The sequence below is a fragment of the Streptomyces sp. NPDC055239 genome (genome assembly GCF_053606205.1).
In genome coordinates this window covers 392,097-416,120 of record NZ_JBSGRD010000007.1, presented here as the reverse complement: position 1 = coordinate 416,120, position 24,024 = coordinate 392,097, and the positions used below count along the sequence as shown (strand labels likewise).

Below are 24,024 nucleotides of genomic sequence, written 5' to 3'. Positions count from 1 at the left end.
TCAGATACTTCTGCAGAAGTATCTGAAGCGAACGCGGCGCCGCCCTCTCGCGCGTCAGGCCGCGTCTCTGCGCTGTTCGGAGGCGGACGTCCCGTGATGTGCCGGGCGCTCTCCTCCATGGATGAGGCGAAGGTGACGTACCCGCCGACCGTGTCTCGGCGACGCTTCCCCGTTCATCAGATCCTCGATGCGGTCCATGGCGATCATCAGGAGCCCCATGACCGGCAAGAGCAAAAGAGCGACAACTAGCATTGGCAGCGTCCTCCTCGCAGCTTCTTTACTCGCCTGCCCCTCGCTGGCATGCCCACGACCCCGAATTCATGGAGAGCCTGCAACGCTCTCTCCACATCTATAGCGTGAGCCGACGTGGGCCGCATTTCGTGACGGGGTGACGGAGCGGCGCTCCACCCCCTCCCGCCTGGCCACGTCCGCAGGGCCGCGCCCGAGCGGCCTTCACCCATTTGGCTGGCACAGGAGTGACCTTCGTCCCGCGACCGATGACCTTGGTCCCGTGTGAGGGGCCCCGCGATGGACATTTGCCTCAGTGGTGTCGGACGGCAGACCGGGAGCCGACACGCACACAAGGGAAAGGAACACACTCGTGGGCATCATCGCCTGGATCCTTATCGGCCTCATCGCGGGCGCCATCGCCAAGGCCCTCACTCCCGGCAAGGACCCGGGAGGCTGCCTGGTGACGATGCTGATCGGCATCGTGGGCGGGCTGCTCGGCGGCTGGCTGGGCAAGCTGATCTTCGGCGTCCACTCGATCAACGGCTTCTTCCATCTGTCGACGTGGATCGCCGCCATCGTCGGTTCGGTGATCGTCCTGTTCGTCTATCGCCTGCTCTCCGGGCAGCGGTCCCGCTGACCCGTCCTGAGGGTGGGGCGAGTGGGCGAGTGCGGCCGATGTTCGAATTAGTTCACACGTTCGAATCAATGGGTACACTGGCCACATGGCAACGCACCAGCTCCAGGGATCTCTCTTCGATCAGAGCGACGACGTGCGCCTGGGCCGCCTGGACGGGATCCGCAGGACAGTCCTCGGCGACGGGGCGTGGATAGACCTCCTGCCGGGCTGGCTCAGTGGCGCCGGCGTCCTGTTCGAGCGGCTCACCACGGACGTCCCGTGGAAGGCCGAACGACGGCAGATGTACGAGCGGGTCGTGGACGTGCCGCGCCTGCTCGCCTTCTACCGCGCAGGCGAACCACTCCCCCACGCCGTGCTCGACGAGGCCCGGCAGGCCCTCTCCGCGCACTACGCCGCCGAGCTCGGCGAGGCGTTCACGACGGCCGGTCTGTGTCACTACCGCGACGGGCGCGACAGCGTGGCCTGGCACGGCGACCGCATCGGCCGGGGCGCCCGCGAGGACACGATGGTCGCCATCCTCTCCGTGGGGGCACCCCGCGACCTGCTGCTGCGCCCGCGCCACGGCGGCGAGACCGTCCGACGCCCGCTCGGGCACGGCGACCTGATCGTGATGGGCGGCTCCTGCCAGCGCACCTGGGAGCACGCGGTCCCCAAGTCGACCCGGGCCTCCGGAGGGCGCATCAGCATCCAGTTCCGGCCGCACGGGGTGCAGTGACCGGTCGCACCGTTGACCCAACTCGCTGCGGTGTGCGGCAACCCCGACTCTTACGCTATAGTTGATCTTGCGCCTGCAGCCGGAACTCCTGGCAGCGGGCCCGGCGTTGGTCGTCCAAGGAAAGACGCCCCGCTTCCTGCGGGGAAATGCAGGTGCAAGGCCTGCCCAGCGCTCGCGACAAGCCCCGGTCTCTCACGAGACCGGGGCTTTTTGATGGGCTTCATCTCGTCGCCGCCGCTAAAGTCTCCCGCGCCACTCAAGACTCAAGGTCAATACGAGGAGACGCAAAGTGCACCCACTGGCGGTCGAACAGAACTTCCGGACGCGGTCCGGCCGACTGCAGAGCTGGGGAATCGGGCTGCTTGCCTGCGCCTTGCTGCTCTGGCTCTACGCCGCGTGGCAGTTGTTCACGTCGTACGAATCCACGTACAACGCAATCGACTGCCCAGCACCGGTCAACTCCGAACCCAGGGACCTCTACTTCGAGGATTCCAATGACGCGTACAACGAAGCGGCGCAATGCGCATCGGACCGGAACTGGCCCCAGCCGCTGGCGGCCTTGATGGTTTCCGTCCCCCTGACCGCGATAGGCAGCGCGCTGTTCACCGCGGGAACGATCAGCATCCGGCTGCGCCACCACCAGGACGAACTGGAGAGGGCTCAGAATTGAGGCGCTTCCGGGGTCCCTCTGCCCGCACCACGGAGGCGGTGCCCCGGGTCCCCGGGGCGCGGCTGTGCCGGGTGGAGGCGGACGGGCGGGGCGGGGTCACTGAGAGCGCCTTGCCCTGCCGTGTACTTGCGGGGCGGACCTAGGCGCCCAGTACCGCGGGCGTCGGGCCGTCGGGGCGCACTGTGATGCTGTACGCGGTCTTGGCCGGGGTGGAGTGGAAGTGCGGGACGTGGGCGGGCAGCAGGTGCTGGAGGAGGACGGTCGATTCCCGGAGGGCGAACTGCAGGCCCAGGCAGGCCCGGGGTCCGACGCCGAACGGGAAGTAGCTTCCCGGGTGGGTGGGGCGGCGCCCGGGGGTCGTGAAGCGGGTCGGATCGAACCGCCCCGGGGCTTCCCAGAGTTCGGGGTCCCGGTGTGTCAGGTAGGGGCAGACCAGTACGTCGGTGCCGGCCTCGATCTCGTATCCGGCGAGAGTGTCGTCCTGTGCCGCGCTGCGCGGCAGCATCCAGGCGGACGGGTAGAACCGCAGCGTTTCGTGGACGAGCGCCTGGAGAGCCTGGCGCCGCTGGGGCGAGCCTTCGGCTCCGGCGGCGAGAGCCTGCTCCCGTGCCTCCGGGTGGCGGTCCAACAGGAGGTAGAGCCAGGTCAGGGTCGTGGCGGTGGTCTCGTGCCCGGCGACAAGGAGGGTGACGAGCTCGTCGCGGATCAGCCGGTCCGTGTACTCGGGACGCGTCTCGGCCGCCTCCAGCAGGACGTGCAGCAGGCCAGGACCGTCGGGTCCGGCCTCGGCGTCACGCGCGGCGGCGATGGCGTGGCTTGCCACCGCGTCGATTCTGGCCAGTTCATCGGCGACCGCCCCTTGGGCTGCGGCGCCGTCGACCGGCAGGCTGGGCAGCGCGGCCACCACGGCGGGCACGGCGGCCAGTTCACGCTCAGACTCTGGGTCGAGGGGATGCCCGGTCAAGGAGCGCCAGATGGTGTCAAGGGCGAAGCGCCGCATCTCGTCGCCGACGTCGAAGACCTGCCCGGTGCGGGCGTACCCGGCCCAGCGCGCCGCCGTGATCCGGGCGGCCTCGGCGATCCGCTGCTCGTAGCGCCGCATGCCCGGCCCTGTGAACTGGGACTGCAGAAGTCGCCGTTGGCGCTGCCACGCCTCCCCCGTCGCGGCAAGCACTCCGTCGCCGATCAGCAGTCGCGCGCGGTGTGAACGCTTGACGTACCGGCCGGGGTGGAGCGCGAGCACGTGCTGCACGGCTTCGGGGGCGGTGATCAGGACGGTCGGACGCGGCCCGAGCCGGAACGCGGCGACACCGCCGAGCCGTTCGCGCGCCTCGGCGAAGAGGTCGATGAGTTCCCCTCCCCCGGCCTGCCACTGTTCGACAAGGCCGGGATCGAGCTCGGGAACCTGGCGCCCGGGAGGCGAAGGGACGGAACCTGCGCGGGCGTCGGTGACCACGGAGCTGCTCCTGTTCGACGGCTGCACGTCGGCACGGGCGGGTGGAGGCGTCACGCACTGTAGGGGAGAAGGAGCGGCACCCGACAGTGCGCGCCGGCGCGCGCCGGAGGGGCCGGGTGGCGAGCCCGGCCCCGCCGGTCGCTCAGACGCGGTCGGCCGCGATCAGAACGTACTGGAAGGAGCCGTCCTTGTAGGAGTTGATGAATGCCTCTTCGATGCCGGTGACCAGGGACGACGTGGCACGCAGCTCCCAGTAGGGCAGGGTCGCGGGCGTCAGGTCGACGACGGCCTGCGGTACGAGACGGTTGTCGGCCATGGCGCGCAGGTACTCCCGGCGGGAGTGGATGTTGCACTCGAAGTGCGCGTTGATCTGGGAGACCCACTTCGAGGGCTGCCCGTACCGCGGGTTCCAGCAGCCGGTGATGGTCACATAGCGGCCGCCGACCTCAAGAACCCGGGAGTGCTCACTGAAGAGGTCGTGCAGGTCGACGTACATCGTCGACTCGTTGTTCCACGAGCCCGCGGCCTGCCCTGTCTCGAAAGGCATGTCGAGCATGTTGCACACCTGGGCCCGGACGTGATCCTGGATGCGGAGTTCCTGGGCACGCTGGTTGGCGAAGTCGGCCTGCTTGGCCGACAGGGTGACGCCCTCGACCTTGCTTCCGAATCGCTGGTGCGCCATGACCATCGAACCGCCACGGCCGCAACCGGCGTCCACGAGCGTGTCATCACTCCCGATGGAACCCAAGTGGTTCAGGAGCACTTCGGCCTGCGCCGACTCCAGGCGGTGGAGCTCGGTGATCAGCTTCTTCTCGTGCTCGCTGTCGTCGGGGTCCCCCAGGGCGGCATGATCGACGTCGCCGATGCCGTAATGATGGTGATAGAGCCCGTCGACGTCGCCGAGGCGCAGGTTCACGGGCCTGGCCTCGGCGTTCCAGTAGCGCGCGATGTCGCCTTGATAGGGCGTCGCCGGGGTGGGGACGAACGCGGAGCCGCTCTTGACAGTGGTGAATTCGGTGCTGGTCACAGGTGATTCCGTCCTTACCAGAAATCGGGCAGGCTGTATCGGTAGGTGTTGGTCTGGTGCCAGTAGTGGTTGCCGTCGACCCATACGGCCACGCCCCGCAGGAAGCGCAGCAGGCTCGGGACGGGGCAGGAGGCGGCCAGGGCCGCGGCTTCGGTCTCGAAGTCGCGCATGAGGTCGTTGTGGACCTCGACCGCTTTGAGATAGGCCTCCTGGTCGGAGATGCCCTCCCGATCGGCGATCACCACGGGCAGGTTCAAATGCCGCCCGGGGCTGGCGAGTTCCTTGGTGTACGAGTACAGGTCGTTGACGATGGTGCTGGCGTTCCCGGCGAGCGCGAGGACCCTCTGCATGGCGGGCTGGGCGTGCAGGTCCGTCGGCAGTTCGTAGCCGCCGACTGCGTCGGTGATGCCGGGGCAGGGCCGGAAGTTGTTGAACTGCCGCATCGCCAGGTACTCCCACACCTCAGGCGTGTGGTCCGTCTGCGCCCAGGCCGCCTCCGCGAGGTACCCCAGATGCAGCCGTGCCATGTCGTGCCGGAAGCGGTCGGCCTGCGAGCCGGTGGCCTGCTGGACGAAGTACTCCATCGCCGAGCGGTAGGCGCGCCGCGGTGCGTCCGCGTGGAGCGACTGGGCCCACTGGGGCTGGTACTCCTTCGTCGCGTGCAGCGGGTCGAGCGCGGTGTGCGCCAGAAGCAGACGCCCCCCGAGGCCGATCGGCGAACCCCCGTGGTCCTCGCAGTAACAGTCGTCGACCGCGTTCTCGGCGACCATGAGCCGGGTGGCGACCATCAGGTGCTCGATGGTCGGCGCGTCCGGGTGGCAGGCGACCATGTAGCGCCCGACGGAGAAGCCGTCGAACTGGCCCTCCCAGTCGTCGGGGAACAGGTCGACCTCGTCGACCGCCCAGTCCTTGATCCGGCGGCTGACCTCCTCCACCCGCGCCGGGTCCGGCTCCGGCACCGGGTGGTAGTAGAGCCCCGGGATGTGCAGGGCCTCCGTCGGTGTCTCGACCACCGCGGGCGCCGACGGCTCCTCGCGCCGGCCCGGATACAAGCTCGCCGTGCCAAGGCCGCTCGGACCACGCAGGACCCGCTCCAGGGCAGGGTCCGGCCCGGTGTCGGTCAGGGGCACGGATTCTGCGGCAGGCAAGGGCAGGGGCAGGGGGGCAGAGGGCGGGCCGGGCAGAACGCCGGGGCGTGCGGCGGCGGGCGGGCTCGCGTGCAGAGGGGAAGACCCGGGATCGGGCATCCGTGGCTCCTTGTGGGGATGGGGTGGCCTTGTCGGGATAGGTAGCCTCTTCCGGATCCGGGCATGCGCGCCCGGCCCGGGAGGGTCCGGGCTGTCGTGGCCGTACGACGGATGCTCTAGTCGCGCCTGCGGGCGATCTGGACGTTCTCAAGGACGCCGAGCGCGTTGGGCACCAGGATGGCGGCGGAGTAGTACGTACTGACCAGGTACGAGAGGATCGCCTGGTCGCTGATGCCCATGAAGCGCACCGACAGACCCGGCTCGTACTCCTCCGGGAGGCCGGTCTGGTGCAGACCGATGACGCCCTGGTTGTCCTCGCCGATGCGCATGGCGAGGATCGAGCTGGTCTGCTCCTTGGTGATCGGGATCTTGTTGCAGGGCAGGATCGGGACCCCGCGCCAGGCGGGCACCTGCTGCCCGCCGAGGTCGACGTGGTCCGGATAGATCCCGCGGGCGTTGAGCTCGCGCCCGATCGCCGCGATCGTCCTGGGATGGGCGAGGAAGAGCTTCGTGCCGCGGCGGCGGCAGAGCAGTTCGTCGAGGTCGTCCGGGGTCGGCGGGCCCGAGTGGGGCTGGATCCGCTGCTTGAAGTCGGCGTTGTGGAGCAGGCCGAACTCCCGGTTGTTGATCAGCTCGTGCTCCTGGCGCTCGCGCAGCGCCTCGATGGTGAGCCTGAGCTGCTCCTGGGTCTGGTTCATCGGCCCGTTGTAGAGGTCGGTGACCCTCGTATGGACCCGCAAAATGGTCTGTGCGGCGGAGAGTTCGTACTCGCGCGGCTTGAGCTCGTAGTCGACGAAGGCACCCGGCAGTGCGAATTCGCCGACGTGTCCTGCCGACATCGCGATCTCGGCTTCGCCGTGCTTGTTCTGACGTTGCCGGGGAAGCCGGCTGAACTCGTCAAGGTGGGTCTGGAGGCTCGGCGCCGTCGACAGGACGGCGGCGAAATCGGTACGGGAAAGAGTGAGCAGGGTGCCCGCGGTCTCGGCGGTCGCGGTGGAGTCCCATCTGGCGTCAGTGTCCAGAAGGGTGTTCTCACCGAACAGGTCGCCGTCGGCGAGGACCGCGACCTCGACCTCGTCGCCGTACTTGCCGACGGAGTGCTGGTTGATCCGGCCGTGGGCGATCAGGTGGAGCTGCCCTGCGGGGGCACCGCGCTCGACGAGCACCTCGCCGGCGCGGAAGTCGCGCTGGACGCACCGGTCGGCGATCGCGGTCAGCACCTCCACGTCGTCGAAGCCGCGCAGCAGGGCCAGTTCGCCGAGTTCCCTGGGGATCACCCGGACGTCGACACCGTCCTGGACGAACTCGACGCGCCCGTCGCCGACGGTGTAACTCAGCCGCCGGTTCACCCGGTAGGCGCCGCCCTTGGTCTCCACCCAGGGGAGCATCCGCAGCAACCAGCGGGAGGTGATCTCCTGCATCTGAGGGACGGACTTGGTCGTGGTGGCAAGGTTGCGGGCAGCCGCGGTGCCCAGGCTGGTCTGCCCGGGCGGCTCCAACTGCGCATCCGGGCTTGTCTCAACGGTCATCGGGCGAGCTCTCCTTCGCGAGGGAGGTATTGGCCACAGGCGCGCCAACCGACGAAACTGGAGGTAGAGGGGTAATCTCTTGGAATTCGTCCAGATCCGTGGACCATTTAACGGTCGTTGCGCCTCGCTCGCCCGATAAGACCGTTGGCAGCACTCGATGCGGTGATCTTGCTACGGCCGGGGTTTATCCGAACGACCCACGGCGTTCTGGCCAGTGGCCGAGAGGGCTTCCCTAAGTCGCGCAGGAGTGGCGAACAGGTGGCCCCGTATGCCGGTCGCCTCAGCGGCGCGAATGTTCTCCTCGCGGTCGTCGACGAAGAGGACGCGATCCGGTGCGGTGTTCAGGGCGTCCAGGCACCACTGGTAGGCCCCTGGCTCCGGCTTGGCGTGGCCGATGCGGCAGGAGAAGGCACGGAGGGGGAAGTGCTTGAGCCAGTGGTGGTGCGTCTCGTAGTAAGTGGCCAGTTCCTCGGGGATGTTGGACAGCAGTGCGATGCGACGGCCGGCTGCCGCGAGCTCTTCGACCAGGGCGACCATGGTCTCGTCCACGGCGCTCCAACTGGCGACGTCGGCCTCTACGAGTTCCGCGATCCGGCGCTCGTCGAAGCGGACGGCAAGGGTGTCCGCCACCTGGCGCCAGTAGGCGGGACCGGTCAACTCGCCCCTGTCGTAAGGCTGTCGCCGCACCCAGTAGGCGTCCCAGAACGCCGGTGCGGGAATCTCCGCCGTACGGACGAGGCGGTCCTTGCCTTCGGTGGACTGGTGGCGCGCGATGACGCCGAACAGGTCGAAGAGCACGACCTCGGGAAGCTCGGGCGAGCCGGGCATGGGGTCGCGGTCGGGCTCGGGTCCACGGTCGGACATGGGTTCACACCTTTCGTACGGTGACGCCGACGGCGGCCAGCGCGTCGGTCTCGTCGTGTGCGGCGGCCTCGTCGGTGACGACGGCGTGCAGGGCGGCGGCGGGAGCGACGAAGGCGAGGGCCGTGCGGGAGAGCTTGGGGGCGTCCGCGACGGCGATGACGCGGCGGGCCGAGGCGATCGCGGCGCGTTTGACCGCGGCGTCGTCCAGGTCGTACGCGGTCAGGCCGTGTGCCGCGTTCAGTCCGCAGCAGCCGATGACCGCGGTGTCGAAGCGCAGGGCCGCGAGTGACGCCTCTGTCAGCGGCCCGGTGAGCGCCAGTTCGCCGGGCCGGGGGCGACCGCCCGGGACCAGGAGTGTCAACTGCGGCGCCCCGGTCAGCGCGTTCACCGCGTGGAGGGACAGCGGCATCACGGTCAGGCGGCGCCGCTCGATGGCGCGGGCCACTTCCAGGCAGGTGGTGCCGCTGTCGATGACGACGGACTCGCCGTCCGCGATCAGGCCGGCGACCTCGGCGGCGATGCGCCGCTTGGCCTCCAGGCCCTCCTGCGCCCGGAGCGCGAAGGGCGGTTCCTCGCCCCGCAGCAGCAGGCTCCTCGCTCCGCCGCGATAGCGCTCAAGTACGCCTTGGTCCGCAAGGGTCTCCAGATCGCGACGGATGGTCATCTCCGAAGCGCCGGTCAGTTCCGCGAGGTCCGCGACACCCATCCGGCCCGCCTCGCGCACGGCATCGCTGATCTGCCTCAGTCGGTCTGTGCTCACCATGCCGCAATTGAACATCATTCATGTTCGACTCGCAAACTTCCGAACAGTCATCATGTTCGTTATGTTCGTCGGCATGGAAAGATCGCTGCGTTCGGGCCGACTGGCCACCTTCGCCTACTTCACCCTCAACGGCTTCCTGATGGGGATGTGGATCGTTCACATCCCGGCCGTCGAGCACCGCGTCGGCATCAGCCACGCCGTTCTCGGCTGGCTCCTGCTGCTGCTCGGCGCGGGTGCCTTCGCCGGCATGCAGCTCGTCGGCCCGCTCACCGACCGCTTCGGCGCCCGCACCGTCGTCCCGGTCAGCGCGGCGCTGTGCAGTGCGGCAGTGGTCCTGCCGGGGCTCGCCACCAGCGCCTGGACGCTGGGGGCGGCGCTGCTGGTGCTCGGTTTCGGCAACGGCTGCCTGGACGTCAGCATGAACGCCCACGCCGTCCAGGTCGAGCGCGGCTATGAACGGCCCGTCATGTCCGCCTTCCACGCCGCCTTCTCCATCGGCGGTGTCCTCGCCGCGCTCGTGGGCGCACGCACCCTCAGCTGGGAGATAAGCCCGGCGGTGACCCTGGGCGCCGTCGCCCTCTTCGGCCTCGCGGTCGCCGCCCTGTCCGCACCCGCACTGCTCACGCCCCCGGCGGCGGCCCCCGGGCTCGGCGTCACCACCGAGGCGGCGACCCGGCGCACGACGCCGCGGCGCATCTGGATACTGGCCGCGCTCGCCCTGATGCTCATGCTCTGCGAAGGCGTCGCCAACGACTGGAGCGTGCTCCACCTGCGGGACACCCTGGACGCTCCGGCCGCGACCGCCGCCCTCGCCTTCGGCGCCTTCGCCACGGCCATGACCGTCGGCCGCCTGCTCGCCGACCGGGTGGCCGCGCGCTACGGCCCGGTGGCCGTACTGCGCCACGGCGCGTCGACAGCGGCCTTCGGCATGGCCGTGGCCGCGCTTTCCCCCTGGACACCGCTGGCCCTGATCGGCTGGACGGTGTTCGGGATCGGGCTCTCCGGCTGCATCCCACAGCTCTTCAGTGCCGCGGGCCACGCCGATCAGGACGCCGCCGGAGCCAACGTCTCCCGGGTCGCGGGCCTGGGTTACCTCGGCATGCTCGCCGGGCCCGCCGTCATCGGACCGCTCACGCACGTCGTGCCGCTCAACCTCACGTTCTTCCTGCCCGTGGCGTTCTGCGTCCTTGCCGCCTGCACCGCCGGGATCCTGCGTACCCCGCCCGCCCCGGCCACGGCCGTGAGCGGGCGGAGAGCGGGAGGTCAGGAGAGATAGGCCTCCACTTCGCTGAACTGCGCGGCGGGCCAGCCGGTGTTGGCCGTGACGCGCAGCCGCAGATGGCGGACGTTGGGCGCGGAGGCGGGCAACGTGACGGTCACCTTGTTGCCGCTCGCCGGGTCGAAGCGGTAGTCCTTCGCGTCGGCCAGCGTGCTGTAGGTGGTGCCGTCGGTGCTGCCCTGGACGGACAGGGTCTGGGTCCTCGCCCCCCAGGCGGCGGGCGGCGGCAGCTTCAGGACGAGCCTGCGGACCGCTTCGGACTTGCCGAGGTCGACGGTGATCGACTGGGGGAAGGCATTGTTGGTGGATTCCCAGTACGTTCCCGCGTCACCGTCGACCGCCTTGGCGGGGGTGTAGACGTCGGCGGATCCGGTCGCGGTGGCCGGGCGGCCCTTGGCGAGGTTCCGGGTGGGGTCGGGGTCGGGGTTGCCCGCGCCGGGCTTGGGCCAGGCCGAGCAGTCGTCCCAGGTGCTGCTCCAGCCGGAGTTGCCGCCGCCGTCGGTGAGGCTGAAGGTGCCGGAGCCTGTCGGGTAGGGGCAGTTGTAGATGCCGGCCGCGCCGACACCGGTGGCCTTCACGTTCGACATCTTCACCGCGCCGGGCGTCTCGGCCTGGACGACGACCGTGCCCACCTTGTCGATGGTCGAGCCGCTGATGTTCACGTTCTTCACGGCCTTGCCGGTGCCGCCGCCCGATACGAACTCGTACGCGCTCCAGGGGCTGTCGGTGATGGTCGTGTCGGTGATGTTCACCGTGGCCTCGATGGCACTGTCGTACGCGTCCACACGCAACGCGCCCATCGGATGCTGCCAGTTGGGGTTCATGGCCCCGGTACGGACGAGGCTGTTGCCGGAGACCGTGATGGTGCCCGCCAGCGGGAAGAACGGGTCCAGGAACTTCTGGTTGGAGATGGCTATGCCACTGCCCAGGGCGTTGGTGTCGAGGATCAGGTTGTCCTTGACGGTGATGTCGCGCCCGCCGTAGATGGCGATGCCGTTGGCGAGGTTGGGCTGCGAGATGGTGTTGGCGGCGAAGGTCGAGTCGCTGTTGGTGGTGTTGAGGGCCCACATCGCCAGGGCGTCGTCACCGGTGTTGCGCAGGAAGTTGTCGCGTACGTTGACGCCCTTGGCCGTGCCGTTGAGGTTGAGGCCGTCGGCCGTCATGTCGAGGATGCGGTTCTTCTCGACGACCAGGTTGTCGTTGTTTCCCGTCAGCCAGAAGCCGACCTTGAGGTGCTGCAGCCACATTCCGGAGACGGTGGAGTTCGGGCCGAGCGATCCGTTGACGAAGTTGTCCGGGTTGTTGTCGACGCGTTCGGTGACGTCGCCGATCACCGCGAAGTCATGCAGTCCCACCTTGCCGGTGGGTGCGTTCGACTGGTCGATGAAGCGTGAACTGCGCACGATCGAATGCCAGTTGCCCGCGCCGCGGATCGTCACGTTGTCGACGTTGTTGAGTGACTGGGTGAGCTTGTACTCGCCCGGCGGGATCCACACCGTGCCGCCCTTGGCCGCCGCGATGGTCTCGCGGAAGGCCTGGGTGGAGTCGCCCTGGCCGGTGGGGTCCGCGCCCTTGTCGGTGACCGAGAGCGCGCCCGAGGGCTTCGCCGCGGCTCCCGCGACCTGTTCGAAGTCGGCGACGTCGACGGTGACCTGGGTGGAGGAGGCCTCCAGCTTCACCTTGTCGCCGGACTGCAGGTTCTGGCCGAGTTGCAGCCGTGCGTTGTCGAAGAGGTGGTGGGTCTTGGCGCCCGCGATCCAGGGGGTGTCGACGTAGCTGTACTTCGACGTCACGGCCAGCGTCTTGGAGATCTTCTGCCCGTTGACGTACACGGCCATCGTGCCCGACTGGCCGTCGGGCACGTTGTAGGCGACGTTCAACGCGTTCGCGGCCTTCGTGAGCGTGAATTCGACGCTCTGCCCGGACGCGAGACGCACCACCTGACGGCCCGACGCCTCCGAGGCGACCGTGCCCTGGGTGTAGTCGGGGCCGATCTTGGTGCCGTTCGTGGTCGCGCTCTCCGCCTCGACGGAGGTGAAGGGCAGCGTGGCGCCCGAAGCCGCCTTGGCTGCTGCCCCGGCCGCCTGCGCGCCGGTGGCCGTGACGCCGGTGACGAGGGTGCCGACGAGGCCTGCGGTGGCCACGGCGGCGTACCACTTACGGATGGGTCTTGGCGTGCTCCTGCCAGATCTATACATGGAGTGGTGCACCTTCCTTGTGAGTGGGGAGGTCAGTGCTCGATCTTGAGTGAGGAGGTGGGGGGGACGGCGGTGGCTCCGCGGTGCGGAGCGTCAGATGCGCAACCAGGCCGCCGTGTCCTGCGGCAGACGGCCCTCGTCGTCCAGGGGGCCGCTGGCCAGCAGGACGCGTGTGTGGGCGGGGAGTTCGTAGGGAGCGGGGGCGAGGTTGACGACGCAGGCCAGGCCCGGCTCGCGCAGGAAGGCAAGGACACCGTCGGGGGCGGGCAGCCAGGTCAACGGGCCGTCGCCGAAGCCGGGTTCGACGCGGCGCAGGCGCAGCGCGGCGCGGTAGAGCGTGAGCATGGAATGGGGGTCGGTGGCCTGGAGATCGGCGGCGTACGCGGGCCAGCCCTCCGGCTGTGGCAGCCAGGGCCCTGTCATCGATCCGAAGCCCGCGTGCGGTTCGGTGGCCGTCCAGGGCAGGGGCACCCGGCAGCCGTCGCGGCCGGGGTCGGTGCCGCCGGAGCGGAAGTGCATGGGGTCCTGGATGCGGTCCAGGGGGATGTCGGCCTCGGGCAGGCCCAGTTCGTCACCCTGGTAGATGTAGACCGCGCCGGGCAGGGCGAGGGCGAGGAGGGCCGCGGCGCGTGCGCGGCGGGTGCCGAGTGTCAGGTCGGTGGGGGTGCCGAACCTCTTCGTGGTGAAGTCGAAGCCGGTGTCGTCACGGCCGTAGCGGGTGACCGTTCGGGTCACGTCGTGGTTGCAAAGGACCCAGGTGGCGGGGGCACCGACCGGCGCGTGTTCGGCGAGGGTGGCCTCGATGGACGTACGCAGCTTCTGCGGATCCCATGGGCAGGACAGGAAGGAGAAGTTGAAGGCGGTGTGCATCTCGTCGGGGCGCAGATAGCGGGCGAAGCGTTCGGCGTCGGGGAGCCAGACCTCGCCGACGAAGACGCCCGCGTACTCGTCGGCGACGGCGCGCCAGGAGCGGTAGATGTCATGGAGTTCGTCGCGGTCGATGAACGGGTGCGGGTCGACACCCTCGATGAAGTCGGGCAAGGCGGGGTCCTTGGCGGGCAGGGCCGCGGAGTCGATCCGTACGCCTGACACTCCCCTCTCGAACCAGAACCGCAGGACGTCCTCGTGCTCCTGGCGGACCGCGGGGTGGGCCCAGTTGAGGTCGGGCTGCTCCGGCGCGAAGAGGTGGAGGTACCACTCGCCGTCCTCGACGCGGGTCCAGGTCGACGCGGTCGCCGAGAACTGCGACGGCCAGTCGTTGGGCGGGAGTTCGCCGTGTGCGCCGCGACCGGGGCGGAAGTGGAAGAGCTCGCGTTCGGGCGAGCCGGGGCCTGCCGCCAGGGCCGCCTTGAACCAGGCGTGCTGGTCGGAGACGTGGTTGGGGACGATGTCGACGATGGTGCGGATGCCGAACGCGCGGGCCTCCGCGATCAGCTTCTCAGCCTCGGCGACGGTGCCGAACGCGGGGTCGATCACGCGGTAGTCGGTGACGTCGTAGCCGCCGTCGATCATGGGTGAGAGGTACCAGGGGCTGAACCACAGGGCGTCGACGCCGAGTTCGGCGAGGTAGGGCAGCTTGGCCCGGACGCCGGCGAGGTCGCCGGTGCCGTCACCGTCACCGTCCGAGAAGCTGCGTACGTACACCTGGTAGATGGCGGCCGAGCGCCACCAGGCGGCATCGGTCGGGGAGGTGTCTGCCACGTGAGGTTCCTTTCGGGCAGGTGGGACCCCGTCGCCGCGGCCGTCGGCCGGTGGCGGGGTGCGCGGGGTGGGCCCGAGGGTCAGCCCTTGAGGCTGCCGGCGGTCAGGCCGCTCATGATGTTGCGCTGGAAGATCAGGAAGATGATCAGGGTCGGCAGCGAGGCGATGGCGAGGGCGGCCAGGAGCCAGTTCTCGGAGACGCTGGCGGCCAGCGAGTAGATGCCGACGTTGACGGTCTGCTTGCCGGGGTCGGGCAGGGTGAGCATCGGCCAGAGGAAGTCCTTCCAGACCGCGACCACCGCGAAGATCGACACGACACCGAGGATCGGCCGGGAGAGCGGCAGGACCACGGAGCGCAGGGTGCGCACGGACGAGGCGCCGTCGATGGCGGCGGCGTCCAGGAGCTCGCGCGGGATGGAGTCGAAGAACCTCTTGAGCAGGAAGATGTTGAAGGCGTTGGTGACCGAGGGGAGCCAGATCGCCCAGGGCGAGTTGATGAGATTGCGCTCCACTACCGGCACGTCCAGGACCGTCAGGTACTGCGGTACGACCAGGACCGTGGCCGGGATCATCAGGGTGAGCAGCATCATCCCGAGGATCGCCTTGCCGAACATGGGCCGCAGCTTGGAGAGCGAGTACGCCGCGGCCACGTCGAAGACGAGCTGGAAGGCGAGCGCGCCGAACGCGTAGTAGAGGGTGTTGAAGAGGAGTCGGGCCAGGTCCATCACGCCCCAGGCGTCCGCGTAGTTCTGCGGATGGATGGAGTCGGGGACCAGGGTCGGTGGCGTCTGGGCGAATTCCTGCGGCGACTTGAGGCCGCTGACGACCATCCAGTACAGCGGGCCGATGAAGACCAGGGTGAAGACGATCGTCACCACGGCGAAGGCGGTCCAGTACAGGACCTTGCCGCGGGGGCGGGCCAGCGTGGCCGGGGAGATCAAGGTGCGTGTGCTCATGTCCGTCGTCTCCCCCGGCTAGTCTTCGCTGCCTGCGCGGCTCAGTCGCGTGTACGCCGCCGAGAATCCGGCGAGCAGTACGAGCAGGATCAGGCCGAGGGCCGCCGCGCTTCCGTAGTTGTTGAAGGTGAAGGCGTACTGGTAGATGAGGTGGACGACGGTCAGGGTCGCGCCCTCGGGGCCCGCGCCGCCGGTGAGCAGGAACGGCTCCACGAACACCTGCATGGTCGCGATGATCTGCAGGAGCAGCATCAGCGAGAGGATCAGCCGGGTCTGCGGAATGGTGACGTGCCAGATCCTGCGGAAGACTCCGGCGCCGTCCAGCTCGGCGGCCTCGTACAGCTCTCCGGGGATGGACTGCAGCGCCGCCAGGTAGATCAGCGTCGCGCCGCCCATGTTCATCCAGGTGGCGGCGATGACCACGGAGACCATCGCGGTGTCGGTGTCCTGCAGCCACGCCTGTCCGGGCAGGCCGACGGATTCCAGGATGCGGTTGAACAGGCCGTACCCGGGATCGTAGAAGTACTTGAAGAGCAGGACGGACGCCACGGGCGGCAGCATGACCGGGAGGTAGACGAGCAGCCTCAAGTAGCCGCGGCCGTGCCGGAATTCATTGAGGATGAGCGCGATGGCGAAGGGGACGGCGAAGCCGAAGACCAGCGCGAGGGCGGTGAACAGCAGGGTGTTGCGCCACGCCTGCCAGAAGGCCGGGTCGTTGAAGATGTACGTGAGGTTGGACCAGCCGGCCCAGACCGTCTCGCCGTTCTCGGTCTTCTGGAAGGCCAGGATGAATTCCCTGACCATCGGATACCAGGAGAAGATCGCGAAGCACAGGAGGGCGCCGATCAGGAAGCCATGTGCGGTGAGGTTGCGCTTCAACGCCTCCCGGAACGCGGTGCGTTCGGGGCGGGCGGCCCGGCTGTCCGTCTGCGGGGACGGCCGGGCCTTGTTCTTGTTCTTGGAGAGGGTGGGTGCGGACATCACTGGTTGGCCAGAACCTGGTTGACCTGCTGTTCGGCGGTCTTCAGGAGCTTGTCCGCGTCGGCGTTCTCGTTCGTGAGGACGGCCGACATCAGGGTGTCCAGGACCTTGTACACCTCCTGTGCCTTGGGCGGCTCGGCCTTGCCCGTGACGGGCTTGTCGGTGAAGGCCTGGAAGTTCTCGACGGGCATGGTCGAACTGGCCGCGCGCGCCTTGTCGTCCTCGGTCTTGCTGTCACCGGTCCAGAAGTTCGGCTGCGGCAGGCCGACGGGCAGGCCGTCCGCCTTGGTACGGGCCCAGTCGAACTGTCCCTTGCCGGGCTGGAGGAACTTGAAGTTGATCCAGGCGATCGCGGCCTTGATCTGGTCGGGCGAACTGCCCTTCTTGATCATGTAGTCGTTGCCGCCGAAGAGAGTGGCCTTCTGGCCGGGGATCGGGCCCATCCCGAAGTCGTCGTACTTCGCGCCGAGGTTCTGCACCATGTACGTGATGTCGTCGGGCGCGGCGAGGAACATGCCCAGCTTGTCTGCGGCCATCTGCTTCTGCAGGTCGCCCCACTTCAGGAGCTGGGTCTTGCCCATGCTGTTGTCGTCCCAGCGCATGGCCTTGAGGTTGTCGACGATGGTCTTGCCGGTGTCGTTGTTGAAGGCGGCCTTCTTGCCGTCCTTGCTCACGATGTCGCCGCCGAGACCGTACGTGGTGGCGGTGAAGTGCCAGCCGCCGTTGTTTCCGGCGCTGTACTCGCCGAAGCCCGAGACTCCGTCGCCGAGGGCGGCGATCTTCTTGGCGGCCGTGCGGACCTCGGCCCAGGTGGTCGGGGGCGAGTTGGGGTCGAGCCCGGCCTTCTTGAAGAGCTTGCGGTTGACGAGCAGGCCCATCGTGTAGTTGCTGTAGGGCAGGCCGTAGAGCTTGTCGTCCTTCTTCAGGACGCCCAGGACGTTCGGGTCCATGTCCCCGAGGGCCGGGACGGACTTGTCGTTGACGTAGGCGCTGATGTCCTGGGCGCCGTCGTTGTCCATGACCTGCTGCAGGTCGGTGAAGTAGGTGTAGAAGACGTCCGGTTGGGACTTCGCCTTCAGCATCGCCGTGAAGCGGGGAGGCTCCAGGCAGGGGTCGGTCTGCTTCCCCTTGATCGTGACGTTCGGGTACTTCTTGTTGAACGCCGCTACGTCTTCCTTCCACTGCTTGAGCTCGGCCTTCTCGGCGGCCGGCGGCATGCAGTCGATGGTGAGCGTCACCTTGGTCTTCGGGTCGAGGGGGGCGGCGGCGTTGGCCGCGTTGCCGCTGTCGCCCCCGTCGGAATCTCCGTTGTCGCTGCTGCTGGTGCCACAGGCCGCGAGGGCGGTAAGGGCGAGGGCGGAAGCGACGGCGACCGTGGCCGTACGGCGGTGGGCGCGGATCGTGGTGCGGCCGGCCGCATCACTCGGTATGCGGCTCGGCGCACCGCTTCGCGTGCGGCGGCGGATACGTCGGAAGTACGTCATTCCGGAGCTGCTCATCGGTGGACCCCTTTGGACAGCGCCGCCCGCCCATGGGGGCAGAACGGCATGGCAGGAGCGGGAAGCCCACAGCTGCGCAGACTGTGTGGCGGCGCTCACTCAAGCACCGACAGCAGATCTGCGCAATATCTCGCGCGATGATTGAAAGAAATTGACAGTACGAGAGCAATGACCGCCCGGGGGACCACAAGCCCTTTCTACGCCGCCTACTCCTGCGGCGGCTGTCCCGTCGAGCCGCGCACCACCAACTCCGGCTCGAAGAGCAGCTCTTCCGTGGGCACAGCACTCCCCCCGATCTTCAGGGTGAGGATCTCGACCGCGGCGCGCCCCATGGCCTCGATCGGCTGACGCACCGTGGTCAGCGGGGGGTCGGTGCAGGTCATGAACGCCGAGTCGTCGTAGCCGACCACGGAGACGTCGTGCGGGACGCCGAGTCCGCGGCGGCGCGCGGCACGCACCGCACCCAGGGCGAGAGGGTCGCTCGCGCAGACGATGCCGGTGACCCCGGAGTCCAGGAGCCGCGCGGCGGCGGCCTGGCCGCCCTCGATCGAGAACATTCCGCGCGAGATGTGCTCCTCGGGCAGTTCGTCACCGGCCTGCTCGGCGATCACCCGGGCGGCGGCGAGCTTGCGCTGCGACGGCATGTGGTCGGCCGGCCCGAGCACCAGGCCGATGCGGCGGTGGCCGAGCGAGGAGAGGTGGCGCCAGGCCTGCTCGACCGCGACGGCGTCGTCACAGGACACCGCGGGAAATCCGAGCCGCTCGATGGCCGCGTTGACGAGAACCACCGGGATCTTGCGCGCCGCGAGCCGCTTGTAGTGCTCGTGCGGGGCGTCCGCCTGCGCGTAAAGACCACCGGCGAACACGACGCCGGACACCTGCTGTTGCAGCAGCAGCTCGACGTAGTCCTCCTCGGAGACCCCGCCCTTGGTCTGCGTGCACAGCACCGGGGTCAGCCCCTGCTGGGCGAGCGCGCTTCCGATCACTTCCGCGAACGCCGGGAAGATCGGATTCTGCAGCTCGGGCAGCACAAGACCCACGAGCCGGGCCCGCTCGCCGCGCAGCTGGGTGGGCCGCTCGTACCCCAGGACGTCCAGGGCCGAGAGCACGGACTGCCGGGTCGCATCGGAGACCCCGGGCTTGTTGTTGAGCACTCGGCTGACCGTGGCCTCACTGACCCCGACCTTCCGCGCCACCTGAGCAAGTCGTCGCGTCATGCACGCAAGAATAGTGCAATTCTTGCGTTCTGTTTGCGTGCTTGCTGAATCTGGCTGGGATCGCTCCACATGACCGGCAGGCGACCTGCGCCGAGCGCCACCGAGGACCGAACGGGTGACGGCGGATCGATTCGGCGGCGGATGGCCGTGAGTTGAGGTATCTCTGCTGGTCAGGACGGGAATGCGGGATGCGTTCACGTGCCACCCCCAGCAAAGGAAAACGATCCATGCGCCTTCGTCACTCGCTGACCGCCGCGACCGGTGCCGCCGTGCTGATCCTCACCGTGCCCGGCTCCGCTTACGCGGCCGATGGCGACTTCAGCTACACCTACGTCAGCAGTGCGGGCAACGAAGGGTGGGTCACCCTGCACGACCCGGCCGGCGGGGAGTGCATCACGCTCCCCGAGGCGGCCCAGGAGTACACCCAGCCGCCCGCCCACTCCCCCAAGAACCGCACCGACTCCTACGCGGTGGTCTTCACGAACGCCGACTGCTCCGGCGACAACTTCACGCTGCGCCCCTACACCGGCGGCGCGAGCGAGAGGTTGAAGCTTCGGTCGGTCCTGTTCTCCTGATCCGTGGCCCGCGGTCCGTGGTCCGTGATCCGCGGTCCGTGATCCGCGGTCACTTGCCTTCGGGCAGGCCCGGATTCTCCATACGGGAGAGCCAGGTGGTGAGCAGCCCTTCGAGCGCCTCGCTCTCGGCGGGCGTCAGCAAGTCACGCAGGCGGCGTTCGTTGCGCATGTGGTCGGTGAACGCCCGGTCGATCAGTTCGCGTCCGGGGCGGGTGAGGGCGACGATCCGGCCGCGCTGGTCGTCGTCGGACCTGCGGCGGGCCACGAGTCCGGCCCGCTCCAGGCGGTCGATCCTCTTCGTCATCGCACCAGTGGTGACCATGGTGTGGGCGGCGAGTTCACCGGGCGCGCGTTCGTAGGGATCACCGGCGCGGCGCAGTGCGCACAGGACGTCGAACTCTCCCTCGTTGAGGCCGTAGCGGCCGTAGACGAGGCAGAGTTCCTCGGTGAGCTGATCGGCCAGGCGGTGCAGTCGGCCGATCACTCCTTGCGGGGAGACATCGACGTCGGGCCGCTCGCGGCGCCAGTCGGCCTGGATGCGGGCTACGCGGTCCAGTGGTTGCGGATCGTCCATGCAGTCCATGCACACCAATATAGCTTCCCAGGAAGCTATATTGGCTTCCATGGAAGCCAATATGCACTGGGTGGCACTGACCGCGGTCGCACCAGTGGCCTGGGGGACCAACTACTTCGTCACTCATGAGTTCCTGCCCGCCGACAGCCCCTTCTACGGGGCCGCCCTGCGGGCACTGCCCGCAGGGCTCGTCCTGCTGGGTCTGTGCAGGCAGCGACCGCGCGGCGCTTGGTGGTGGCGATCCGCGGTGCTCGGGCTGCTCAACGTGAGTGTGTTCTTCGTGCTCGTCTACGCCGCCTCCCAGCTGCTCCCGACGAGCATCGCCTCGACCGTCATGGCGGTGTCTCCGCTGGCGATGATGCTCATCGCCTGGGCCCTGGTGTCCGAGCGGCCCGGCATCGCGCACCTGGCAGGCGCCGCGATCGGGCTCGGCGGGGTCTGTCTCATGCTGCTCACCGGGACGGGAGGAGTGAGTGTGCCGGGAGTCCTCGCATCGGCCACGGCCATGCTGGTGTCGTCCTTCGGCTACATCCTGACCAAGCGATGGAGTGCCGACGTCGACGTGCTCGCCTCGACCGCCTGGCAGCTCACCGCCGGAGGCCTGTTCCTGCTGCCGGTAGCCGCGGCCGTGGAAGGCCCGCCGCCCGCGCTCTCCACACCGGCGCTCCTCGCGTTCGGCTACGTCTCCCTGGTCGCCACCGCGTTGGCGTTCGCCGCCTGGTTCACCGGACTGCGGCACCTGCCCACGGGAACGGTGGGCCTGACAGGGCTGCTCAACCCCGTCACCGGCGTCCTGCTCGGCACCGCGGTCGCCGGAGAGGTGCTGACGGTCCAGCAGCTCTGCGGCCTCGCACTCGTCCTGGTCGGAGTCGTCCTGGGCCGGCCCACACGCGCGGGCCGACGCGGCAGCACTCCGGCACCTCCACCACCCGTATCCGACGAGCACCCGAAAGCGGCTTCGGGCATCACATAGCCGTGGCCGATGTCACGGGACGCGAGCGACCGCGACGTAGAAACCGCTCAACTCGGGCTTCGGCGCGGGCGAATCCTTGTACCAGTGCGTCGCCGTCACCAGGCCGGGCTCGACCAGTTCCAGTCCCTCGAAGAAGCGCTCGACCTCGGCGCGGCGCCGCATCCTCAACGGCACCTGGCCCTTCTTGTAGGTGTCGGTGACGGTATCCGCGAGGTCGGGGTGCTCGTCGGTGGTGCCGTGGGAAAGCACCAGATAGCTGCCGGACGGCAGCGCGTTCACCAGGGTGCGCGTGAGGCCGTAGGGGTCCTCTTCGTCGGTGATGAAGTGCATGAGGGCGATGAGGGAGAGCGCGATGGGCTGGTTGAAGTCCAGAAGTCCGCGGGCGTGGTCGAGGATCGTCCCGGGCTCGCGCACGTCCGCCTGAACGTAGTCCGTGGCACCTTCCGGGCTGCTGACCAGCAAGGCTTCGGCGTGCCGCAGCACGATGGGGTCGTTGTCGGCGTACACGACCCGGCAGCCGGGAGCGATCGCCTGGACGATCTGGTGGAGGTTCGGCGCGGTGGGGATGCCGGTGCCGATGTCGAGGAACTGCCTGACACCGTTGTCAGCCAGCCAGGCGGCGGCGCGGTGCATGAACGCCCGGTTCCGCCCCGCGTTCGCTCGCGCCTCTGCCGGCAGCTTCTCGCCCAGCTCCTGGTCGACGAGGTAGTTGTCCTTGCCGCCCAGGAGCCAGTCGTAGACACGCGCCGGGTGCGGTTTGCTGGTGTCGATGAGGGCGTTGGCGTCTTCTGCAGTCATCCGTGGCTCCACTACGTGTCTGACCGGTTTCCATGGGCGGCGGGCGACGTACGCTCCGCCCGAGCCGGCAAGGATCGTCCGAGCCTACAGGTGGAAAGGTCAACTGTTCCGGCTGGTGGGAGAGTTCGTCGCGGGCCCCGGCTACAGCTGCCGGAGGTGGTCCCGGAGGCTGCGTGCGGCCTGCGCCAACAGGGCGTCGGCGCCGGGCTGCGCGCTGGCCGGCACGAGGGACTCGGTCATGGCCGCGATGGCGAAGGACTGGCCGTCGGAGTGCTCGACGACACCGATCTCGTGACGGAGGTTGAGCAGGGTGCCGGTCTTGGACGACCAGGTGCTGGCGTCGGAGCTGAAGTCCGGGGCAAGGCGGTGCCGGAGCACGTTGTGGGCCATGAGGTCGCGCAGCCGCTCGGCCACATCCGGATGGATCTTCGACGGCGTCCACAGCGCCTGCAGCAGGTCGACGTAGGTGCGTGCGCTGCCGCTGTTGGCGCGGGTGGTGTCGAGCTGCGGCACCCGGTGTCCCCGGCCGCTGGTACCGGCGTCGATGGCCAGGGCGTGGGCGAGATGGGCCTGGTCGGCGCCGAAGCGTTCCACAGGCGTGTCGGACAGTTCGCCCACGTTGTGCCGGACGGCGATGCCGCGAATGCCGAGCTCGTGGAGGATGCCGGAGACCTGGGTGGGCGGGGTGAGCTCGAACAGCGCGTCGGCGGCCGTTCCGTCGCTCAGGCAGGTGCTCAGGTAGAGCAGGTCGTCGATGGCGATGCGGGCGGGGTGACGGAATCGGCTCAGCCCGGTGGGCCCAGGCGTGGTGACCCGTCCGGGCTGCACCTCCAGCGTCGTCGCCCCGTCGAGTTCGCCCCGGTGGATGCGCTCGACCGTCGCGAGCGCGAGCGGGACCTTGACCAGGGAGGCGGACGGCAGGTGGGTGTCCGCCTCGATCCCCAGCTCGTCTCCCGTGTGCAGATCCCGTACGAGCAGACAGCCGTGCAGGCCGCCGTCGCGCAACTCCTGGCGTATGTCGCGCAGCAGTGCCTCGGTGCTCACGCCGCCGTGCATGTCACCACCCCTGCCGCCACCCCTGCCGCCTCCCGCGCTGCCGTACATTCCACCGCCACCCGTACCACCGTCCACGCCCCCAACCCTGCCACCACCGTTCATGCTGCGGTTCCTCCCCTGGTCCCGGCCGGGGCCTGCGCGCCAAGGCAGCGGGCTATGGCGCCGCCCAGGCGCGCTTCGACGGGCTGCGGATTGCCGTCCGCCGCTGCGGCCAGGGCGAACCCACGTCCGAGCGTGATCTCGCCGATGGGCCGCCAGGTCAGGCCGAGTTCCTCGGCCTGTGCGAGGGAGCACAGCAACAGATCGCCCGAGCAGAGGACTTCGGCCGCCGCGCTCGTCAGATCGGCCGCGGCGACGAGCTGCGCGGGGCGCAGGCCCACCGCGTCGCGCAGCCGCGTCAGCGGATCGCGGATGTGCGGCACATCGTCCTCCGGCTGGATCCAGACGCGTCGGGCCGGGCCGGGAGAGGCACGTCCGACCCGCAGCGTTTCGAGGTAGACGCGCTGCACACGGGGCTCCTGTGCACCGGCGAGCCCGAGCGGCACGGACCACGCCGCCTCGTCCGCGGGCACCGCGAGCAGGGCGGCGCGCACCTGCTGCGCGCGCAGGAGCTCCCTGCGTTGCGTCGGCGCCGCGACCCGCAGGTCGAGCGTGATCCCGTGGCCGCGCGCCTCGGCGACGAGACGGGCGAGACCGACCGTGGAGCAGACGCCGGGCATCGCGAGCCGCCACGGCTTGAGCTTGACGGCTTCGGCCTCGTCGAGGAGCACGTCAGCCGCCTGTACGAGCTGCCGGGCCGTCGGCAGCATGTCCCGCCCGAAGGGGGTGAGGACGGCGCGCCGCGACGTGCGCTCGAACAGCGGCTCGCCGAAGCGTTCCTCCAGGGCCGCGACACGACGGCTCGCCACCGACTGCGACATCCGAGCCGCGGCCGCTCCGTCGGTGAAGCTGCCGTACTGGCTGACGCTGACGAATGCGCGACACGCTCCCACCAGATCCACGCCCCGCACCCTATGCGAGATCAGCATGGAACCGCGCATGAGCGTATTGGACCGCATACGTACCCCAGCGCGAGGGT

Annotated in this window: 23 protein-coding genes; 7 read left to right on the top strand and 16 right to left on the bottom strand. The window is 69.0% G+C overall.

What is annotated here, in order from left to right; genetic code table 11:
• The 4 genes from ACWFRJ_RS24395 to ACWFRJ_RS24380 form a co-directional block, all read left to right on the top strand.
• A partial coding sequence (locus ACWFRJ_RS24395; protein WP_453534593.1) for a hypothetical protein occupies positions 1–249 on the top strand: 249 nt, incomplete at its 5' end.
• A gap of 352 nt (positions 250–601) precedes the next feature.
• Entirely contained in the window at positions 602–868 is a 267-nt protein-coding gene (locus ACWFRJ_RS24390) for a GlsB/YeaQ/YmgE family stress response membrane protein (RefSeq protein WP_453534590.1), read from the top strand.
• A gap of 85 nt (positions 869–953) precedes the next feature.
• Positions 954–1,583, top strand: coding sequence for an alpha-ketoglutarate-dependent dioxygenase AlkB (locus ACWFRJ_RS24385; RefSeq protein WP_453534586.1), 630 nt, complete (start codon positions 954–956; stop codon positions 1,581–1,583).
• Positions 1,584–1,872: 289 nt separating this feature from the next.
• The gene (locus ACWFRJ_RS24380) at positions 1,873–2,253 is read left to right on the top strand and encodes a hypothetical protein (protein WP_453534583.1); all 381 of its coding nucleotides are present in this window, start codon (positions 1,873–1,875) and stop codon (positions 2,251–2,253) included.
• A gap of 139 nt (positions 2,254–2,392) precedes the next feature.
• Here ACWFRJ_RS24380 and ACWFRJ_RS24375 read toward each other — a convergent pair whose 3' ends face one another.
• The 6 genes from ACWFRJ_RS24375 to ACWFRJ_RS24350 form a co-directional block, all read right to left on the bottom strand.
• Positions 2,393–3,709 (bottom strand): cytochrome P450, encoded by a 1,317-nt coding sequence (locus tag ACWFRJ_RS24375; RefSeq protein ID WP_453534670.1) that lies wholly within the window; start codon positions 3,707–3,709, stop codon positions 2,393–2,395.
• A gap of 142 nt (positions 3,710–3,851) precedes the next feature.
• Positions 3,852–4,736, bottom strand: coding sequence for a geranyl diphosphate 2-C-methyltransferase (locus tag ACWFRJ_RS24370; protein WP_453534580.1), 885 nt, complete (start codon positions 4,734–4,736; stop codon positions 3,852–3,854).
• 14 nt (positions 4,737–4,750) lie between these two features.
• Positions 4,751–5,983, bottom strand: a complete 1,233-nt coding sequence (locus ACWFRJ_RS24365; protein ID WP_453534577.1) for a family 2 encapsulin nanocompartment cargo protein terpene cyclase — start codon at positions 5,981–5,983, stop codon at positions 4,751–4,753.
• 116 nt (positions 5,984–6,099) lie between these two features.
• The gene (locus ACWFRJ_RS24360) at positions 6,100–7,512 is read right to left on the bottom strand and encodes a family 2B encapsulin nanocompartment shell protein (protein ID WP_453534575.1); all 1,413 of its coding nucleotides are present in this window, start codon (positions 7,510–7,512) and stop codon (positions 6,100–6,102) included.
• 171 nt (positions 7,513–7,683) lie between these two features.
• Positions 7,684–8,376 (bottom strand): HAD family hydrolase, encoded by a 693-nt coding sequence (locus tag ACWFRJ_RS24355; protein WP_453534572.1) that lies wholly within the window; start codon positions 8,374–8,376, stop codon positions 7,684–7,686.
• A gap of 4 nt (positions 8,377–8,380) precedes the next feature.
• Positions 8,381–9,139, bottom strand: coding sequence for a DeoR/GlpR family DNA-binding transcription regulator (locus ACWFRJ_RS24350; protein ID WP_453534570.1), 759 nt, complete (start codon positions 9,137–9,139; stop codon positions 8,381–8,383).
• Positions 9,140–9,212: 73 nt separating this feature from the next.
• On the opposite strand from ACWFRJ_RS24350, the gene ACWFRJ_RS24345 reads away from it, so the two are divergent.
• Positions 9,213–10,415 carry an MFS transporter gene (locus tag ACWFRJ_RS24345; RefSeq protein ID WP_453534567.1) on the top strand — a complete coding sequence of 401 codons (1,203 nt, stop codon included), beginning with the start codon at positions 9,213–9,215 and terminating at the stop codon, positions 10,413–10,415.
• Here ACWFRJ_RS24345 and ACWFRJ_RS24340 read toward each other — a convergent pair.
• From ACWFRJ_RS24340 to ACWFRJ_RS24315, 6 genes are all read right to left on the bottom strand, one after another.
• Complete coding sequence (locus tag ACWFRJ_RS24340) at positions 10,403–12,616, bottom strand: discoidin domain-containing protein (RefSeq protein WP_453534564.1); 2,214 nt, start codon at positions 12,614–12,616, stop codon at positions 10,403–10,405. The genes ACWFRJ_RS24345 and ACWFRJ_RS24340 overlap by 13 nt on opposite strands.
• A gap of 93 nt (positions 12,617–12,709) precedes the next feature.
• Entirely contained in the window at positions 12,710–14,317 is a 1,608-nt protein-coding gene (locus tag ACWFRJ_RS24335; RefSeq protein WP_453534561.1) for a glycoside hydrolase family 13 protein, read from the bottom strand.
• Positions 14,318–14,397: 80 nt separating this feature from the next.
• A complete protein-coding gene (locus ACWFRJ_RS24330; RefSeq protein ID WP_453534558.1) occupies positions 14,398–15,273 on the bottom strand; it encodes a carbohydrate ABC transporter permease in 876 nt (291 codons plus the stop codon).
• Positions 15,274–15,291: 18 nt separating this feature from the next.
• Positions 15,292–16,254, bottom strand: coding sequence for a carbohydrate ABC transporter permease (locus ACWFRJ_RS24325; protein ID WP_453534555.1), 963 nt, complete (start codon positions 16,252–16,254; stop codon positions 15,292–15,294).
• Positions 16,254–17,753: an extracellular solute-binding protein gene (locus ACWFRJ_RS24320; RefSeq protein WP_453534552.1), complete on the bottom strand. Its 1,500-nt coding sequence runs from the start codon at positions 17,751–17,753 to the stop codon at positions 16,254–16,256. The genes ACWFRJ_RS24325 and ACWFRJ_RS24320 overlap by 1 nt, the downstream gene beginning before the upstream one ends.
• Before the next feature lie 206 nt (positions 17,754–17,959).
• Positions 17,960–18,970, bottom strand: a complete 1,011-nt coding sequence (locus ACWFRJ_RS24315) for a LacI family DNA-binding transcriptional regulator (protein WP_453534549.1) — start codon at positions 18,968–18,970, stop codon at positions 17,960–17,962.
• 227 nt (positions 18,971–19,197) lie between these two features.
• On the opposite strand from ACWFRJ_RS24315, the gene ACWFRJ_RS24310 reads away from it, so the two are divergent.
• Positions 19,198–19,545 carry a hypothetical protein gene (locus ACWFRJ_RS24310; RefSeq protein WP_453534546.1) on the top strand — a complete coding sequence of 116 codons (348 nt, stop codon included), beginning with the start codon at positions 19,198–19,200 and terminating at the stop codon, positions 19,543–19,545.
• Between the two features lie 49 nt (positions 19,546–19,594).
• Here ACWFRJ_RS24310 and ACWFRJ_RS24305 read toward each other — a convergent pair whose 3' ends face one another.
• On the bottom strand, positions 19,595–20,119 hold the full coding sequence (locus ACWFRJ_RS24305) for a MarR family winged helix-turn-helix transcriptional regulator (protein ID WP_453534667.1): 525 nt from the start codon (positions 20,117–20,119) through the stop codon (positions 19,595–19,597).
• A 49-nt stretch (positions 20,120–20,168) separates the two neighbouring features.
• On the opposite strand from ACWFRJ_RS24305, the gene ACWFRJ_RS24300 reads away from it, so the two are divergent.
• A complete protein-coding gene (locus ACWFRJ_RS24300) occupies positions 20,169–21,092 on the top strand; it encodes an EamA family transporter (protein WP_453534543.1) in 924 nt (307 codons plus the stop codon).
• A gap of 12 nt (positions 21,093–21,104) precedes the next feature.
• Here the strand turns inward: ACWFRJ_RS24300 and ACWFRJ_RS24295 are convergent, their stop codons facing one another.
• From ACWFRJ_RS24295 to ACWFRJ_RS24285, 3 genes are all read right to left on the bottom strand, one after another.
• Positions 21,105–21,890: an SAM-dependent methyltransferase gene (locus ACWFRJ_RS24295; RefSeq protein WP_453534540.1), complete on the bottom strand. Its 786-nt coding sequence runs from the start codon at positions 21,888–21,890 to the stop codon at positions 21,105–21,107.
• Positions 21,891–22,031: 141 nt separating this feature from the next.
• Entirely contained in the window at positions 22,032–22,934 is a 903-nt protein-coding gene (locus tag ACWFRJ_RS24290) for a serine hydrolase (RefSeq protein WP_453534537.1), read from the bottom strand.
• Positions 22,935–23,044: 110 nt separating this feature from the next.
• Positions 23,045–23,947, bottom strand: a complete 903-nt coding sequence (locus tag ACWFRJ_RS24285; RefSeq protein WP_453534534.1) for a LysR family transcriptional regulator — start codon at positions 23,945–23,947, stop codon at positions 23,045–23,047.
• Positions 23,948–24,024 lie beyond the last annotated feature (77 nt).

What these genes read in the sequence shown, in the direction of transcription:
- ACWFRJ_RS24365 (WP_453534577.1), bottom strand. Translation starts at nt 5,983, where the DNA reads ATGCCCGATCCCGGGTCTTCCCCTCTGCACGCGAGCCCGCCCGCCGCC.
- ACWFRJ_RS24330 (WP_453534558.1), bottom strand. Translation starts at nt 15,273, where the DNA reads ATGAGCACACGCACCTTGATCTCCCCGGCCACGCTGGCCCGCCCCCGC.
- ACWFRJ_RS24300 (WP_453534543.1), top strand. Translation starts at nt 20,169, where the DNA reads ATGGAAGCCAATATGCACTGGGTGGCACTGACCGCGGTCGCACCAGTG.
- ACWFRJ_RS24310 (WP_453534546.1), top strand. Translation starts at nt 19,198, where the DNA reads ATGCGCCTTCGTCACTCGCTGACCGCCGCGACCGGTGCCGCCGTGCTG.
- ACWFRJ_RS24305 (WP_453534667.1), bottom strand. Translation starts at nt 20,119, where the DNA reads ATGGACGATCCGCAACCACTGGACCGCGTAGCCCGCATCCAGGCCGAC.
- ACWFRJ_RS24320 (WP_453534552.1), bottom strand. Translation starts at nt 17,753, where the DNA reads ATGAGCAGCTCCGGAATGACGTACTTCCGACGTATCCGCCGCCGCACG.
- ACWFRJ_RS24360 (WP_453534575.1), bottom strand. Translation starts at nt 7,512, where the DNA reads ATGACCGTTGAGACAAGCCCGGATGCGCAGTTGGAGCCGCCCGGGCAG.
- ACWFRJ_RS24385 (WP_453534586.1), top strand. Translation starts at nt 954, where the DNA reads ATGGCAACGCACCAGCTCCAGGGATCTCTCTTCGATCAGAGCGACGAC.
- ACWFRJ_RS24355 (WP_453534572.1), bottom strand. Translation starts at nt 8,376, where the DNA reads ATGTCCGACCGTGGACCCGAGCCCGACCGCGACCCCATGCCCGGCTCG.
- ACWFRJ_RS24295 (WP_453534540.1), bottom strand. Translation starts at nt 21,890, where the DNA reads ATGACTGCAGAAGACGCCAACGCCCTCATCGACACCAGCAAACCGCAC.
- ACWFRJ_RS24340 (WP_453534564.1), bottom strand. Translation starts at nt 12,616, where the DNA reads ATGTATAGATCTGGCAGGAGCACGCCAAGACCCATCCGTAAGTGGTAC.
- ACWFRJ_RS24345 (WP_453534567.1), top strand. Translation starts at nt 9,213, where the DNA reads ATGGAAAGATCGCTGCGTTCGGGCCGACTGGCCACCTTCGCCTACTTC.
- ACWFRJ_RS24315 (WP_453534549.1), bottom strand. Translation starts at nt 18,970, where the DNA reads ATGACGCGACGACTTGCTCAGGTGGCGCGGAAGGTCGGGGTCAGTGAG.
- ACWFRJ_RS24325 (WP_453534555.1), bottom strand. Translation starts at nt 16,254, where the DNA reads ATGTCCGCACCCACCCTCTCCAAGAACAAGAACAAGGCCCGGCCGTCC.
- ACWFRJ_RS24350 (WP_453534570.1), bottom strand. Translation starts at nt 9,139, where the DNA reads ATGGTGAGCACAGACCGACTGAGGCAGATCAGCGATGCCGTGCGCGAG.